Annotated in this window: 13 protein-coding genes; 4 read left to right on the top strand and 9 right to left on the bottom strand. The window is 55.6% G+C overall.

Annotated features, from left to right (window positions below):
- Positions 1-26: 26 nt before the first annotated feature.
- The 4 genes from AC0L7R_RS19585 (at position 27) to AC0L7R_RS19600 (ending at position 5,082) form a co-directional block, all read left to right on the top strand.
- Positions 27-1,730, top strand: coding sequence for a caspase family protein (locus tag AC0L7R_RS19585; RefSeq protein ID WP_473661078.1), 1,704 nt, complete (start codon positions 27-29; stop codon positions 1,728-1,730).
- Positions 1,731-1,735: 5 nt separating this feature from the next.
- Positions 1,736-4,114 carry a peptidoglycan DD-metalloendopeptidase family protein gene (locus tag AC0L7R_RS19590; RefSeq protein ID WP_473661080.1) on the top strand — a complete coding sequence of 793 codons (2,379 nt, stop codon included), beginning with the start codon at positions 1,736-1,738 and terminating at the stop codon, positions 4,112-4,114.
- An 87-nt stretch (positions 4,115-4,201) separates the two neighbouring features.
- On the top strand, positions 4,202-4,618 hold the full coding sequence (locus AC0L7R_RS19595) for a universal stress protein (RefSeq protein ID WP_348394249.1): 417 nt from the start codon (positions 4,202-4,204) through the stop codon (positions 4,616-4,618).
- Positions 4,619-4,875: 257 nt separating this feature from the next.
- Positions 4,876-5,082, top strand: a complete 207-nt coding sequence (locus AC0L7R_RS19600; protein ID WP_247129713.1) for a hypothetical protein — start codon at positions 4,876-4,878, stop codon at positions 5,080-5,082.
- Positions 5,083-5,232: 150 nt separating this feature from the next.
- Here AC0L7R_RS19600 and AC0L7R_RS19605 read toward each other — a convergent pair whose 3' ends face one another.
- The 9 genes from AC0L7R_RS19605 to AC0L7R_RS19645 all read right to left on the bottom strand — a co-directional run bounded on the left by AC0L7R_RS19605 (position 5,233) and on the right by AC0L7R_RS19645 (position 16,753).
- On the bottom strand, positions 5,233-6,072 hold the full coding sequence (locus AC0L7R_RS19605) for a hypothetical protein (RefSeq protein ID WP_473661082.1): 840 nt from the start codon (positions 6,070-6,072) through the stop codon (positions 5,233-5,235).
- Positions 6,073-6,165: 93 nt separating this feature from the next.
- Positions 6,166-8,943, bottom strand: coding sequence for a type VI secretion system ATPase TssH (tssH, locus tag AC0L7R_RS19610; RefSeq protein WP_473661084.1), 2,778 nt, complete (start codon positions 8,941-8,943; stop codon positions 6,166-6,168).
- Between the two features lie 36 nt (positions 8,944-8,979).
- A complete protein-coding gene (gene tssG, locus AC0L7R_RS19615; protein ID WP_473661085.1) occupies positions 8,980-10,020 on the bottom strand; it encodes a type VI secretion system baseplate subunit TssG in 1,041 nt (346 codons plus the stop codon).
- On the bottom strand, positions 9,984-11,921 hold the full coding sequence (tssF, locus tag AC0L7R_RS19620; RefSeq protein WP_473661087.1) for a type VI secretion system baseplate subunit TssF: 1,938 nt from the start codon (positions 11,919-11,921) through the stop codon (positions 9,984-9,986). The genes tssG and tssF overlap by 37 nt, the downstream gene beginning before the upstream one ends.
- Positions 11,918-12,496: a type VI secretion system baseplate subunit TssE gene (gene tssE, locus AC0L7R_RS19625; RefSeq protein WP_247129708.1), complete on the bottom strand. Its 579-nt coding sequence runs from the start codon at positions 12,494-12,496 to the stop codon at positions 11,918-11,920. The genes tssF and tssE overlap by 4 nt, the downstream gene beginning before the upstream one ends.
- Before the next feature lie 133 nt (positions 12,497-12,629).
- Positions 12,630-13,151 (bottom strand): Hcp family type VI secretion system effector, encoded by a 522-nt coding sequence (locus AC0L7R_RS19630; RefSeq protein WP_281502232.1) that lies wholly within the window; start codon positions 13,149-13,151, stop codon positions 12,630-12,632.
- Positions 13,152-13,215: 64 nt separating this feature from the next.
- Entirely contained in the window at positions 13,216-14,706 is a 1,491-nt protein-coding gene (gene tssC / locus AC0L7R_RS19635; protein ID WP_348408860.1) for a type VI secretion system contractile sheath large subunit, read from the bottom strand.
- Positions 14,707-14,767: 61 nt separating this feature from the next.
- On the bottom strand, positions 14,768-15,295 hold the full coding sequence (gene tssB / locus AC0L7R_RS19640; protein ID WP_247129706.1) for a type VI secretion system contractile sheath small subunit: 528 nt from the start codon (positions 15,293-15,295) through the stop codon (positions 14,768-14,770).
- A gap of 99 nt (positions 15,296-15,394) precedes the next feature.
- Positions 15,395-16,753 (bottom strand): type VI secretion system ImpA family N-terminal domain-containing protein, encoded by a 1,359-nt coding sequence (locus AC0L7R_RS19645; protein ID WP_473661090.1) that lies wholly within the window; start codon positions 16,751-16,753, stop codon positions 15,395-15,397.
- Between the last annotated feature and the right edge of the window lie 116 nt (positions 16,754-16,869).

A 16,869-nucleotide genomic window follows, 5' to 3' on the forward strand; every position in this document is an offset into this window, starting at 1 on the left:
TAGGCGCAACGATGTGGAGTGCGCCCGTGTTTAAGTTACAATCAAAAAGTGTGATTTCTGGGATGGCCTTGGCCGCCTGTTTAACAGCGCCCGCCGCAGCCCAAGACCGCACGGCCCTTGTGATTGCGAACAGTGCATATCCCGGCGACGCGGCTTTGCCGAACCTGCGCGGTGCTGCCCTTGATGTGTCCGAAGCCCTTCTGGGCTTGGGTTTCGTCGTCAATCGGCTGGAAAACCCAAGCGCGGATGACATGCAAACTGCGCTCGCTGCTATTCAATCTGCTACAAGTCCTGCGTTGGTCTATTACGCTGGCCGGACCGCGTCCGCAGGCGACGCAAGCTTCTTTGCGCCTGTCGCGGGCGGCGATGGTGTGGCGCTTGATCCGTTGGTGACCGCCCCGTCAGACGGCCCGCGATTCGTCTTTGTGGATATGTGCCACGATATTGAATTGGCGGAAGCCGAAGGCGAGGACGACGATGATTTTCTTGAAGGTGAAGGCGACGACCCGAACGAAGTCACGCCTTTAGCAGAAGCATTGGCCCGCACGGCCAATGAAGCCGAGAACCTGTTTTTCGCGTCCTCGGTCGAGCCCGGCGAAGGCTGCGAAATTGGCGGCAATCAGACGTTGACGGATATGTTGCTCGACCGGATATCAGTGCCCGGATTAGAAGCGGATCAATTGATCCCTGTGTCGGACGATCCAGCGGTTGACGATGTTATCTGGTCGTCTTCGACGCTGAGCGATCCGTTCGTGTTTCGTCCGGTCACCAGTGATGTTCGCCTGACTGCCGAAGATTACGCTTTCTTGGAAACCCTGTCGCCTGCGGCGCAGGAACAGATGATTGCCGTATGGAAATCAGCGGGCACAGTTGTGGATGTCGCAGGTGCGTCAGACATCGCGCCGTTGAATTTGGCCCCGATCGCCAGCGGGAACGACACGATTGTTTTGATAGCCCCTGTGCGTCCGGTTTCAGCTGCGACTGTGATCTCTCCGATTGTGCCCCGTGCCAGCGGCGGTGGATCGACGGCATCAAGCGGCACATCATCGCAAGCGACAACAGGCGGCGTGACCGTCTTGGCGGGTGCTACACCTGCGCCAGCGCCTGCGATTTTCCGCGCGACACCGGGCGAAGACGGGTTGCCTGCGCCGTCCATTCTGGTTGGTTTCCTGACCGAAGACGGTGAAATCGTCAGCGACCCTGAAATTGTCGCGCCTGCAATCGTCGATTCACCTGTTTCGGGTGATGGCCTTGGGTATGAAGACCTAGAGGCGCGCAATGCGATGCGCGAGGCTGACCCTGACTTGTTCGCCAGCCTTGTTGAAACGGGTGCATTTGATCCGCCGGATGCTGAAATGGCACGGGCTATTCAGACTGAATTGGCACGAATGAACTGCTATAAGTCCACGATTGACGGTATTTGGGGGCCGGGATCGCGTCGGTCTGTGACTGGTTATTACGAACAGGTTGGTGGGTCGACGCCAAGCCAAGACCCTGACGCCCGTATTTTCCGTGCGATTATTGCCAGCGATGATGTGCGTTGCCCCGATCCGGCACCGCGTGTCGTGGCGCAACCAACGCGCCGGACAACGACACAAGCGGCCCCACGCAGGACAACAACCCAAGCAGCACCGCGCCGTCAGGCCGCACCTGCAGCGCCCGCACCGGCACCTGCAGCACCTGCACGTCGGACAATCCAACAATCCACAAGTACCGGGGCATTCCGCTAGGCCCAATGGACGTCGATCCCGCCTTTCAAAAAGCAAAGCAAAGCGCCAAGAAGCGCAAGGCGGGGCGACGGAACCGCCAGTTGCTGATCTTTGGCGGCGGGTTTCTTGGTGTCGCAGCCGTGGTCGGGATTGTGGCGCTGGTCGTCAGCCTGATTATGAACCGCCCAGCGGGTGGTGGCGAAGACCTGATCGCCGAAGATGACGGAGAATTGGGCTTTGTGCAGGTCGAAGACGACAGCACACCAGCCACATCCTTGATCCGCACGCGCACGCCTTTTGTTGATATCGCGGGTGACCCGATGATCCTGCGCTTTGACCGCGCGACTGGCAGTGAAGTTGGCGAATCTTTGGCAGGTCCGGCCAGTTTGGACGCCGCCCGTTTGGGAAACCCAACACCGGATCGGTTGTTGTTGGTGTCCGAACAGCTAGTCGTGCAGGAAAAGCAATTGATCACTGCATTGCCGTCCAGCCGCGAAGATTTTGCTTTCTTTCAGGCCCAGCGTAACCAGTCGCTTGATGCCCCTGCGATCAATGATGCCGTCGCCGCCGTGCCAGAGGCAAACGAAGTCAAACCCGATGATGAATTGAGCGTTGTTGTGGCGGATGACGAAGATAGCTGGGGTGCTGCCATTGGTGATGAGGCGACCCAAGTCAGCTACGTCGAGACCAAGATTGAAAACACCACCAGCATTGCATTTGTGAAACCAGAAGCATCTCGTCAGAAGGTGTACGAAGATATCGTCGTCCGGCTTGTGACGGATCGTAAGCTGGATGAAATGCTGACCGATAACGGGTTCGAAGCAGATCAGGCCAAGGTAATGGCCGAACAGATCAGCACCGTTATCCCCGATAGTGAAACGTTGACCGCCGGTTCCATCATCGCGATCCGCGTGAAACCGGAAGCGAGCGGACCCGTGCCGTTGCAGGTGTCATTGTATGGACCTGATGGTTACATCGGCAGTGCGGCGCGACGTGGGTCTGTGGGTTATGTGACCTCCGCCGATCCTTGGATCGACGTTGATCTGTTTGCGCTGTCTGCGCCTGCCACGTCCACAGCTGCCCCTGCGCAAGATTTCCGACTGTTGGACGCTGTATATAGTGCCGCGATCCGGCGCGGTGTCCCGACGACGCTGGTGGGCGAGATGATCGTGATGCTGTCACAGGCCCACGATCTGGACGCTTTTGCAGCGCCCGGCGATACGCTGACACTATTATACGCACCCAACGCTGCCCAATCGGGGCCCGGTCAAATCCTGTTTGCGGGGATCAAGGGGCCAAGCGGCGACATGCCATGTTATATCGCCGCTGACGATGAAGACGCCTACAGCTGCCTGAGCCAGCAGGGCGGTGGCGCCAGTTCGGGCGGGTTCCATACACCTGTGCAAGGCACGATGACATCGGCGTTCGGTCCGCGGTTCCACCCCATTTTGCGCGCCCCCCGTTTGCATGGTGGCGTCGATTGGGCGGCGCCCACTGGCACCCCGATTATCGCGGCGCTTCCGGGCCGGATTACGCGCGCGAATGTCAGCCCGAGTTACGGCAACATTATCTACATCGACCACCCCGGCGGGCTGCAAAGTCGGTACGCGCATATGAACCGCTTTGCCGATGGGATGCGCAATGGCGTTCAGGTCCAAGGCGGGCAGTTGATCGGGTATGTCGGCACGACAGGTCGATCGACGGGGCCGCACCTGCATTTCGAAATGCGTGTGCGCGGCGAACCTGTTGATCCGCTGACGCTGAATTACGCGGCTTATACGGGCGGTGGCACGGCTGTTGCAGCCGCCCCCGCGCAGACATCGGGTCGCGCATCGGCGGCTGTCGAAGGTCTGGTGAACCAGATCATTCGGGTGGAAAGTGGCGGCAATGCGCGAGCCAAAAACCCGCTGTCGTCTGCGACAGGTCTTGGCCAATTTATCGAAAGCACATGGCTGCGGATGATGCGCGATTACCGGCCCGATCTGTCGCAAACGATGAGCCGTGCGGCATTGCTTGACCTGCGGAATGATCCGACGCTATCGCGTGAGATGGTGACGAATCTGGCACGCGAAAATGAACGGTTCTTGCAGTCGAAAGGGCATTCGATTTCGGCAGGGCGGTTGTACCTCGCACACTTCCTCGGGCCGGGGGGCGCAAACCGTGTGCTGTCATCTGGCGACGGAAACACGATTTTGGCAGTCATGGGCGCTGGCGTCGTGCGGGCAAACCCGTTTTTGAAGGATTACACCGTGGCTGACCTGAAGGCATGGGCCGACCGCAAGATGCGCGGATCAGGCAGTGCTACACGCCCAGAACCCGCAGCCCCACCGCCGCCGCCACGTATGTCGGCCGAGATGAAAGCGTATATCGATATCGTCGATGAAATAATCGGCGCGGCAGGATAATTTAAACGCCCCGTTTCGACATTGATCCGGATCAACGTCAGGGCCTGCCGGAATTGTTAACCTCTTGATATCAGGAGGAGGAAAACAATGTACAAACGAATTCTAGTTCCCGTTGACCTAGACCACGTCCAAACATTAACCACCGCTTTGGACCTTGCCGCAAAGATGGCGCAAGACGGAAATGGATCGCTAATCCTAGTAGGGGTTGTGGACGCTGCACCGACAGCGACGACACGCACCGATGGTGACCGCATGGCGGACGCACTGGCGACTTTCAGCAAAGAACAATCTGATAAATATGGCATCAAGATTGTGGACCACGTCCATTTGCGCGGTGATCTGCATGTGAACGTCGGCAAAGACATCGTCACTGCGGCCAAAGACAACAGCTGCGATTTGATTGTCATGGCCAGCCACGTTCCCGGTCTAAAGGAGCACATCATCGCGTCGAACGCTGGTTATGTTGCATCCCACGCACCGATGTCGGTTTTTGTAGTGCGGTGACGCACGCCGACTGACTTTACCAGAATTTATGGCGACTTGATCGACGACCTGTCGGCATAAATTGATGATCTGCCGGATCCATGAAACCGCGTTCAATAGCGGGCTGATCCAGCGTGCCTTTCACCGGCAGAAAAATCACACAGCTGATGACAGAGGTAGGTAGCCTAGACCCCTGATCGCGTGTGACAGCCCAAAATTCCTTCCCAAACACTCACGTAAACGATGCCCGACAAGCATCAAGTTGAAAGGAAAGTTCAATGACTAAGTACATCCTGTCCACTATCGCCCTGACCTATCTGACAGCATGCATGGCGCCGGAAACAAATGGCTTGAGACGGAACTTTGCAGGATCAATGAGCGGGTGCCCTGAACGGTCTGCGATGGCGCAAAGCTTCATGACTTCTGTGAATGACCTGCCGATCCGTTGCGGTCCACAAAACATCGCACCGATGTCATACCGGTAAGCGCATCCTCTGTCCGTCAGATACGAAATTCTAACCGCTCTTTGAGTTTCGTAATCCTGCGTCAGACGCCCCCGCTACGAATTGTTCAATCGCGGCCTTAACCAAAGCACAGGCCAGTTTTTGAACAGTAGCGGGGGCCTTTACGTTATGTCACTGACGCCAGAAACACTGGGCATCAAGCAGTTTAGCTGCTCCAAGCCCACCGGATTCTCGTCTGTGACCAAACCATCCCTTTGGTGCCATTAGCGGTCGTTTGTATTTCATGATCGCCCAAGTTTGCCACCAGAATTCCCATTGTCCGCCAACCCGAAATCCGACGACGTTTGTACCGGCCGCAAGGTGGTCAACTTCGGTCCGACCCTGTGCTTCTTTGCGCGCGACCTCATCATCAATACACTGCATGTAGGTTGTTCGGTGTAGGTGTGCTTGAGGGATAACAGGGCCCCCTAGTCCGACCGCGCGATCCGCCATGGCCGCAGTATGTTGCTGGGACATATTATTCATGGCCCCCGCAAAGCCGATGGAGTCTGCCTTAGAAATTGCAGGGTTCGCCAGAATAGCCGCCATGTTCGGACAAGACGACATCGCGTTTGCGTGGTGAACCAATAGATCCCCACCTGGCATGAGATCTATGAAGATCGCGCAACCTGATAAGTTGTCTGTAAAGAAGTAATCAACGCCAGCTGGCACAATCGCAGACGCAATATTATTTGCATTGAAGGGCAGAAATACGGCGCGATTTATTCCACTATCGGGTAGGAACCTGACCGTAGATCCGCCTGTTGGAGCGTGAACGCCACCCGGCGCGTATGACACAACAGTCTGGTCGGTGAGTGAGAAATGTAGATTTTGATCACCGGCAGCAAGCGCATTGCCTGCTTGGGACCGTAAGATAGGGCCGCCTGGAACTGCGACGCCCCCGTGAAACATCCCTGAAACAACAATTTCGTTTTGAAACTGCGCAGCAGTAAAGGGTAGAGCAATGGCCATCTTATTTCCAATCTTGATTCAAAAAATTTTCGAAAAGAAGAGATGTCCAGCCGACATTGAATGGGTCGGCCGGACATTGGAAACATGTATTTACTAGCTAAAGTCGTAACCAATTGCGCCGTCTTTCATGACGACTTCGACGGCGGTCATTTCTTCACCTGCAACCATTTTTGCAAGCACCTGACGCGACAGGTCCGGCAAGATGGAATTGGTGATAATGTTGTCGATCATACGCCCGCCTGAATCGGGATCGCGGCATTGTTCGACGATGTGATCCAGCACTTCGTCGTTGAACGTCATCTTCGCGCCATGCGCGTCTTTCAGGCGTTTGATCACCGACTTCAGCTTGAGGTTTGTGATGCCACGCAGCGCTGTTGGGGACAGCGGGAAGTACGGGATTGTCACGATCCGACCCATCAACGCGGGTGGGAACACCTCTAACGCTGCCGGTTTCAGTGCGTCGTTCAAGTCTTCAGCGTCGACTTCGTCGTTCTTCATGCCTTGGTCTGTCGCGTCCATGATCACGTCGGTCCCGACGTTGGACGTCAGCAAGATCAGGCAGTTCTTGAAGTTGATCGGGCGGCCTGATCCGTCTTCCATGATGCCTTTGTCAAAGACTTGGAAGAACATCTCGTGGACGTCTGGGTGCGCTTTTTCGACCTCATCGAGCAGCACAACCGAATACGGCTTTGCACGCACGGCTTCGGTCAAACGACCGCCTTCGCCGTAGCCGACGTAGCCCGGAGGTGCGCCTTTCAGCAGCGACACGGTGTGCGCTTCTTGGAATTCGGACATGTTGATGGTGATGATGTTTTGCTCACCACCATACAGTTCTTCGGCCAGCGCAATCGCGGTTTCGGTTTTACCGACCCCGGACGGGCCTGCGAGCATGAACACGCCGATGGGTTTGTTCGGGTTGGACAAGCCTGCGCGGGATGTTTCGATCCGTTTCGCGATCATTTTCAGACCGTGATCTTGGCCAACAACGCGTTCTTTCAGGTGGTCGGCAAGTTTCAGGATACGTTCCAGTTCATCCGCCATCATGCGACCGGCAGGGATACCCGTCCAGTCAGAGATGATTGACGCAACGGCCTGTTCGTCCACGTGGGAATAAACCATGCGGTCGTCCGGGTTGCCGCTTTCCAGCTTGGCCATTTCCGCGAGCATTTCGGAACGGATTGCGTCTGCGCCTTCGGGGATGTTTTCGGAAGTTTCGGGTGCCGGTGCTGGTGGCGTATTGTCGCCCTCTTCAGTCTCTGGCGTGTCTGTCTCGGCATCGTCTGTGCTGGCTTCTTCGGCGACGACATCCGCGACGGATGGCTCAAACTCTTCGCCTTCTGCTTCGGCTAAGGCTTTGCGCAGGGCCAGAATACGGTCGACGATTTCTTTTTCGGCTGCGTATTTCTCTTCGTATTCGGCGAGTTCTTTGCGTTTATTCTCAGCTTCGGCTTTCGCTTCGAGCAGGCGTTCTTCGTTCTCTTCGCCCAGATCGCGCTGGCCTTCTTTGCTTTTCATCTCGACTTCAAGCGCCACGATGCCTTCCTTGAGATCAGCAATGCGGGCAGGAATTGATGACTGGGACACAGCCACGCGTGCGCAGGCCGTATCCAACAAAGACACCGCTTTATCGGGCAGTTGGCGCGCTGGGATGTAGCGGTGCGATAGGGTCACAGCGGCGACGATGGCCTCGTCCGAAATGCGGACTTTGTGGTGTGCTTCCATTGGGTCGAGAATACCGCGCAGCATGTAGCAGCAACGATCAACGTCGGGCTGATCTACTTGCACCGGCTGGAAACGACGGGTCAACGCAGGGTCTTTTTCGAAGTATTTGGCGTATTCGGACTGTGTTGTCGCGCCGATGGTCCGCAACGTGCCGCGTGCCAGGGCTGGTTTCAGCAGGTTCGCCGCGTCGCCCGTGCCCTGTGCGCCGCCTGCACCGATCAGCGTGTGCGCCTCGTCGATGAATAGGATGATCGGGGTGGGGGACGCCTGTACCTCGTCGATCAAGGACTTAAGCCGTTGTTCGAATTCACCTTTCATGGACGCACCAGCCTGCATGGCCTGAATGTCCAATTCGTAAAGCAGTGTACCCTTCAGGGTTGGAGGCACGTCGCCCGCAGCCAGACGCTGCGCGAAACCTTCGACGACGGCGGTCTTACCGACGCCGGCCTCACCCGTCAGGATCGGGTTGTTCTGACGACGGCGCAGCAGAACATCAACGATCTGGCGGATTTCGTCGTCGCGGCCCACGATTTTGTCGGTAGATGCGGCGTTGGCGGTCATGTTTTTGCAGAAGCGGCCAAGCGCGGTTGAGGCGCTGGTGGATGGATCACCCGCTGCACCGCTGGATCCGCCAGACGCGAGGCCGGAGCCGTCCATCGGGCGCATGTCTTCTTCTTCGGAATCGGCCCAAAGCGTACGGCTTTCTTGGCCCAGACGTTCAACGGAAATCTCATCGAACATGGCTGACGCACGGGTCAATTCGCGCTTCAGCTGCTTGTCGTTGAGCATGGCAAGTAGGGCGTGACCTGTCCGGATCTGTGCTTCGCCATAGAACAGCGTCGCGTATGTCCACGCGTGGTTCAGCATCGACGACATGCCTTCGGAAATGCCAGGGGATTCAGTCACGTTTTTGTCGAGCCGCGCCATGCCCTGATCAAGTTCTTTCAGCAGGCGACCTCGATCGAGACCGAGTTCTTTCAACGTGACAGAGATGTCAGACTTTTGGTTGGCGACGGCCTGAAATAGCCAGTGTACGACTTCGATATTCCGGTTCTTTTCACCACGCGCGTGCCGCATGGATTGCAAAAATGCGTCGTAACCGGCCCGGTTCATCTTACCGGCGTATTTTTCAATGTTAATCTCTACCATCACTTATCCCCCTGAAAATATTTTACTTTTTTGTGTTTATGCGGCGTGTAGGGCGTATGTTGCCCCTTTGATTTTTTCGTCGTTTGCATAGGGTTGGGCGGGCGGCAATGCGGCCATCCAACCCAATTCTGCGGATTTGCCCAATACGGCGGGTTCCACCGCGTCGGCGGGCAGGGTCAGCACGACCTCCATCTCGCAGGACATCCCTAGGTACCACGCAACGATAGATTCCAGTCGTGCGTGGCTTTCGCCGCCGGGCAGGAAACTGCGGTATTCGGCGTTGCTTTTGGTGGCGATGTTGATCTGGATTTTGTCCTGCACAGATTGCGCACGACCACCTAGCACCATATCGCGGCCCAGCGTGCTGCCGTTTTGACCCAACATGCTGTGGTTATCAGGCTCGAAGATGACCCAAGTGGGCACGAATTCTTCGACATGCACGTCTGCGCCCATGTCTTGTTCCAGCATCTGCTGCAGCTTCACGGGGCTTTTCACGCGCCCTACGGACAGCGGCGCAAGGGCCAGTTTGTTGATGTCGTGCAGGTCGTCGCGCCCTGTGTAGGCCTGCGTTCCGATGCCCACCAATGACCCAAGCGCACGACCGAAACGATCATCGTCGGGATGATCAAACTGCGTGATCGCGCGACCGTCGGACCATGCGCGGAAATAGAGCTGCTGAAACCGCGTGGCAAAGATGTCGGTGAATTCGACGTAGGCCATGTCACCCATCATCGCCCAGCGATACACTTCTTCCGTTTGGTCCAGCGGCATCGCCCCGTGCCCGCCAAAGAACCCTAGAAACGCGTTTCGTGCGGATGGTTTACCGCTGCGGTGGTCGTCGATGCGACTGAAATCTGCCTCTGGAAAGGACATCGACGGGTCCTGGCCGATGCGCACAATTTCTTGGGCCAGCGTTGCGTTTTTCCCGATGCGCGGCTTGTCTGGATTTTTGCGTTCAAGCTGGCGCAGATAGTTCAGATATCCAATCGCCCGCAGGTCCCTGCCGTCAGCTTGACGGCGTTGGATTTCTTTTTCGTATTTCACAACAGCGGTCCCGTTCCGGTGCGTGGTGGCCATGTGACGATATCGCCGCGATCAAGCGACGAAATGACGGTCTGCGTGAAACTGTTTACGGCCGCATATTCCGCGATAAATCGGTCGATGGCCGCGCCCAGCATGACGACGCCCGTGCCTTCAAAGGCGGCTTCGTCGAAGGTGATTTTCACTTCGACACCACGTGCGGCATGATAGGCACCGGCGCGGAGAATGGACCGCACGATCGGGCGGGTTTCAACCTTACGCAGGCCCTGCAAATTTGTTTCGGTGATCGTGTCGGAAATGTCCGCGAACAACGATAGCATTTCGCGCAGGCTGTCGGCTGCGGCGACCGGATCATCGCCATCGAGCGTGAACTGCGACAGTGACAGATAAGAAATCAGCCGCCAGTAATTGTCGCCTGCGGTCATGCGGTGCGATGCGTTCTTTTCGATCTCTGTCATCGCGGCGCGCGGCGCGGTTGGGCCAGCCTTACAGGCGAGCGATACTGACACGTCGTCACACATGCGGAAGTCATCTTTGGATTCCGCGATGGGCAGATCGCCCGGCAAATGACGGTTGGAACAGATCGTGCGCACCTGAAGTCGTTGGGCGCGTTGATTTTTCTCAGATTCTTCTGGTTCGTACAACGACAAGAACGTTTCGGTCCCACGATAGCGTTGTGTCGAACCAAAACGCCGTTCTTTTTCGGTCGCGCGGCGTTCTTTCATCGTGGTCGTGTAATACAACGCCTGACGCGGTTTTATATCGCCGCGGGGCAGGGCGTACAGCGGGTGCACTTCGACCTTGGATGACAGGCCCGCGTAATGCGCTGAAACGGACGTGATCTGGTGAATCTCGTAATGGGTCAGCGGGCTACTGTCTGGCGTGACCACGTATTCGGACCGTTTTTCATCCAACCGGATCTGGCTTGCGGTTTCTTCGAACAGGTTCACTGCCGGGACTGAATGCAGGCTGAAATGGCTGGCATTGACGCGCGGGGCCAGCACCTTGTCCGATTTGCTGAACTCCATCACGACTTGGAATTCATGCGCTTGGATGCGTTTCAGATGCTGCGACAGATCTTTGATCCGGAAACCCAAGATTTTGCGTGGAAACACAAAAATCTCGCGCAGGCGGCTGAATCCACGGAAGACGCGGGTGTTGTGGGTGAACAGATGATCATCGTCGTCGAAACCGATTTGTTCGATAGACTTTGGATCAAGCCTGATGAACACAGGATCGCCACGCTGATCAAGGTAGCGCAATGACACGCGGGTCATGTTGCAGAATATTTGTTCGTAAAGCGTCGATGCATCCGGAATGTCAGCGGTCAGATATATCGGCAAAACGTCCAACGGCAGTTCATTGATCGGGCCACCGGGGTCGTTGTTCGTTTCGGATTGCGGACGCGCGATAGTCAGGTGCAGACCTGCCTTCGTGCCTTTCGCCAATTCGGATTCACCAGCTGCCAGCAACGGGGCAGGGCTGGCATGGTAGACGGTTTTGCCGACTTTCAAAGGCCAAACAGACAGGGGCGCACAAAGCCGGAACCGACAGGAAACACGTTGATCCGCATCAACAAAACGGGCGTCCAGATAGTCGCCGGCGTTAAAATGCAGCCCTTCGACGAGGTCTTTGTTATCAAACGGCGGATTTGCCTGCACGAGCATGACGCTGGGGGTCGGTGCTAACGCCTCTGGGAAAATCTGGTTGAGCATTTCGGTCGTAAACGTCCGAAATTCCTCATCCATCTTCAGCTGCACGCGCGCGGCCATGAAGGCCGTGCCTTCCATCAAACCGGCGACGGCTGGGTCGGTATTTTCACGCAGTAAGCCACCAAGACGACCGGCAATCGACGGATATTCCGCCGCAAATTCTGCCCCGCGTTCATAAAGCAAAGACAGTTCTTGGTTGTAGGCGTCACGGAAAGCCTTTTTCACGTTTTCACCTGCAACTTCGTCATCTGAATCCTACCCACACCTTCGTCCAATTCGGCAATAAATTGCAGGGGTATGTCAACGGGGCTCGCGGCCATTTCCCCTGAAATATCAAAGGTTAGGCGGTTTGTGACAAGATCGCGCTTGGCGGATGCAGTGACTTCGACGGTTTCGGCAATCAAGCGTGGTTCGTAGTGGCACAATGTCTTTTTAATCGTATCCGCAATGATCTGAGGACCATTCATTGAATCCGCGACATTCGACAGATCGGAAAACCCGAAATTGGCGATGGATTTCTTAAGGTAGGGATAGTCGTCAAGCGGAACAGTCGCATCAAGATTGACGGTATTCATCAAGCTGGCCAAGTCACGATTGAGGTGACGGCGCAGTGTGCCTTCATCGGTTCCGTGACGCCGTTCTTTGCTACGTTCTGTCAGGGTCCGGTGGCCGTCTTCGACGCGGCTAGCTTCTTTTTTGGCATCCCGATCAGCGTGCGCTGCGCGAAACACATGCATCAGCGATAGCTGATACCGGTCACGTTTGCGGTTCTCGTCTGCTTCGGATTGTCTTGAATTCATGGGCCTTGCTTATCGTTCGCATGCGGCGGGCCTGCACGCGCGATCCGCAATGTGGCTAGATGGACGCGCTACCGGCGGTCCAAAGGCCTGTCGGCGGTATTGAAACCGCCGACAGGAATTTTGTTCGGACCACTTAAGACTGTGGGCCAGCAGGTGTGTGAACTGTGCCGTCGAACGCTTCTGTGTTCTGTGCGATGTCCCACTTCCACTCTGTGGCAGTGTCTGGCGCGCCAGCTTCTGTCTGTGGAACGTAAACGTAAGAATACGCACCAAAGTTCAGTGTCACGTTCTCAGTCAGACGATCTTCGCCACCGGAACCACCTGTAGAGATCGAAGACACGATGATATCAGCGATATCCAGAACGATGTATTCCATCTGGCCGTCACCGGCTTTACGAACAACCAAAGACGCTGTTTCGATGTGAGTACCCTTTGTCAGGAACTTCATCAGGTCTGTGGAAGATTTGTCGACGTATTTTGTAAACGACAGATCTTGGAAGTTTGGTTTACCGGAACCAGAACCAGAACCCATGTGTGTTGTGCCGGACTGGGACGCGCCCCATGACCATGCCAACACGTCGATCTCGTCTTTGTGTGCCTTGTCCTGGGATTCACCTTTGATGTCGCCCAGCTTGAGGAACATGTCTACAGCCATAATCTTTCTCCTATTTAAGACGCCGGTTGCGAAATTGCGTACCGGCAGTTTCTACAGTTAAGTTTTAGCCAGGCAATTTGGATACGAGCGACATGCCGATATCCATTCCTTCCATTTGGAAGTGCGGCTTCAAGAAAAACTTACCCATGTAGTAACCGGGGTTCTCCTCGTCTTCGATAACTTGGACAGTTGCGGCGGCGAGAGGCTTAAGCGCTTTCTCTTTTTCCGTCGCTGTGGCCGGGTTAGCGGTCACATACTTGTTGATCCAAGTCTGAAGGTCTTTCTCAAGCTGGGACTTATCGGGGGATGTCCCGATTTTGTCGCGAACCATACACTTGAGGTAATGGCTGAAGCGGGACACCGCGAACATGTACGGGATGCGTGATGACATGTTGTCAGACGCTGTCGCCAGTTCGTCAGTGAACTTTTTCGGCCGGTATAGGGACTGCGCACCAATGAAGGCCGCTTTGTCTGTGTGTTTGCGGTGAACCAAACCGATCAAGCCGGCTTTGGACAATTCACCCTCACGACGATCGGTGATGGACACCTCTGTCGGGATTTTCATTTCTTTAGACCCATCGCCCGTGTCGAACGTGTGCGTTGGCAGGTTCATCACCTCACCACCGGACTGAACACCACGGATTTGAACGGTCCAACCGTGTTCTTTGTGCGCGCGGTTGATGTTCACAGCCATCGCGTGGGCTGAGTTCATCCATGCGTACATGTTACCTTCGTGGCCGTCTGTTTCTTCCTCGAAGTTGAATTCTTCAACAACAGAGTTGGAATCTTGGCTGTAAGGTTCGCGGGACAGAACACGTGGCAATGTCATCGCAACATAACGCGAATTTTCGCTGTCACGTAGGCCATTCCAAGCCGCATAATCAGGCGTTTCAAAGATTTCGCCCAAATCCTGCGGGTTTGGCATTTCGTTCCAGTTGTCCATGCCGAGCAGGCCAGGGGCCGCTGATGTGATGAACGGCGCTTGTGCCGCAGCAGCAATCTTACCCAGATCACGCAGCAGGCCAACGTCGCCTGTGGAATGGTCGAATTGGAAATCACCGATCAGCGTGCCGTAAGGCTTACCGCCCATGGTGCCGAATTCTTGTTCGTAAATCTTGGTGAACAGCGGGGATTTGTCCCACTTGGCACCGGGATAGCGACGCAATTCTGATTTCAGTTCGTCTTTGGAAACGTTCATCACGTTCACACGCAAAGACGCGTCTGTTTCAGAGTTGTTGACCGTGTAAGCCAGACCACGCCATGCGCTTTCCAGTTCTTGGTACTCTTGCGCGTGGATGATCTTGTTGACCTGAGACGTCAGTTTTTCGTCGATCTTGGCCAGCATGCCTTGAATCGTGTCGATGATATCCTCAGACACGAGACTGCTGTCGCCCATGGCTTCTTTCACAAGCGTGACAACAGCGCTGTCTACTTCGGAAGCTGCTTCTTCAGAGCGTGGTTTAATCGTTTGTTTCAGAATGTCCGAGAACTCGTCGAGTTCGCTAAGTCCGCCACCGGCGACCTGGTCTTCTGCTTGTGTTGCGTCGTTTGCCATCTATCTATCCCTGCTATCCAGTAAGGTGCGGCCCGTCAGCCTGCACGCGTCGGATGAATGCTTACTCTTCTTTTGCTTCGTCTTCGTCGTCGCCACCGGACCGGGCTGCAAGTGCGGCCATCAGGTCTGGATCGTCGAGCAATGCACGAATGTGATCTTGCGCTTTGGATTTACCGTTCATGTAGCGGGCAAGGTTGGCCAGCTGTTCACGTGCTTCCAAAAGCTTGTTCAGCGCAGGCACCTGGCGGGCAATTTCCGCAGGACCGAAGTCTGACATCTTCGAGAACTCTAGGTTCACACCAAGACGGTCAGTGCTGTCTGGGTCCAATGTGTTTTCAACGTTGAACGACAGGCCCGGCTTCACGGAGTTCACGTAGTCATCCAGCGTCGAATTGGTGACGTCAGTGAAATCACGGTCTGCCACAGGATCTTTTTCAATCGGTGACGCGTTGCCGGACAAATCCGCCATCACACCCATCATGAACGGCAGCTCAACCATTTTCTCCGAATCATACGGATCCGCGTATGAAATGTTCACCCGTGGTGGGCGGTTCCGTTTCAGAAAGCCGGATGCTGAATCTGATGCCATAGTGTCGTACTCCCAATATTGCGTGCTCTAGTTGGCATTCTTATGGCCAATTTCGCTACGCCCCTTAACCTACCCATACCTTTGCGGTTGAGTCTACATTCATTCGTCAACTTTCGCAGGTATTATTTCTGTTACAATCGACGAGAAATCCTTTTCTAAATAAGTCCTTGCCCGGAAAAGTAGAACCGGAATAGGACTTGCCGGTTCACGTGCCCGGTAAAATTCTTCTAGGGCCGACAAATGCCCTGCAACGTCGCTGCGGCTGTTCACCTCGGGTGGTGGGCCAGCATCTTCACCGCTTGTGTCTTGCGCTTGTGATACAGCCTCTCCAGCCAGCATCTTCAATCGCCCCATGTCCAAAACGAAACCAGTTTCCGCGCCAAAGTCAATTGCCGCACGTCCAGCGTGTGCTGGCAACAAGGTTTCCAACGCTTCTACCAGAGGTTTCCCAAACAAGAGTCGGGATTGCGTCACAAGAAGCAAAGCCGGTGAAGACGGCTCGTGCGTCGCAAAATAGCCTTCAATCGCCTTAATTGTCGCCAAAGCAGCGGCGCGATTCGGAATTTTCGTGACCACAGCGGCCGCGACCATGGCCGGTTTTGCTGCACCGACCGGTGCATCACCGTCAGCATCATCACCTGCATCTTCGTCGCCACCTTCGGCAACATCTTCGCCCGCAGGCGCATCGCCATCAGCCGTCCAAGGTGCCAAGTCAGGGCGACCTGATTGGATGATGCCAAGCATCTCTTTCACGGCCAATTCAGCCGGTTCAATCGCTGGATTGAACGGGTTCATATCGTTGCGCAAACACGCACTTCTGATCCGCGCCATCGCGGCCAATGCGGTGTTCAAAGCAGCGTGCGCTTCTTCGACGTATTTACGGTTTCCCGGGGCTGCAATTTCACTTGTCAGCTTGCCAGTGTTCAACCCGTCTTCGCCAGCGCGGGGATTTGCGGTGCCAAGCGCGACCAGTTGGCGACGCAAGCTGACCTCACCCGGTCCGGCAATTTCAGCGTACTGCAGCGGGAACACGACGGACACGTTGCTGCCCAATTCTTCAAGGGCGCCGCGCCGATCCGCGACATCTTTTGGGTGCACATCGTCCGGGAAAGTTTCCAGCACATCTGCAATGCCGACCAGCGCTTCTGCATAATCCGGCAACCGTCCGGCAAGCACCATGAAGCGAGCCAGCAGCGACAACAACCTCAGATCGCGGGTCCGCTGCAGCAGCTTGGTAATCTCGGCGAGTTCTTCTTTGTGTGCGACCGTCTTACGATCGAACAACCATGCCGGTTTAGTGACAACCCCACCTGATTCAACGGCAGGGATATAAAACCGTTCCGGCATGCGGGATTCGGCTTCGTAATAATAATCGAGAAACGGTCCGTCGTCCGAGCTTTCCAGATCGGGGCCGCAAGGCGCATCATCCGAAACAGGGTCTTTCAACCAATCAAGCATAGACAGCCAACCCCCTTAGGCAGGTACACAAACAAAAATAGTTACACGTTTCAAACGACATTATGCGAATAATTCCAACGACATTATGGCTAGATCGTGACCTTCAGGTGCCCAAA

It is taken from the genome of Yoonia sp. D2-7, from assembly GCF_055809435.1.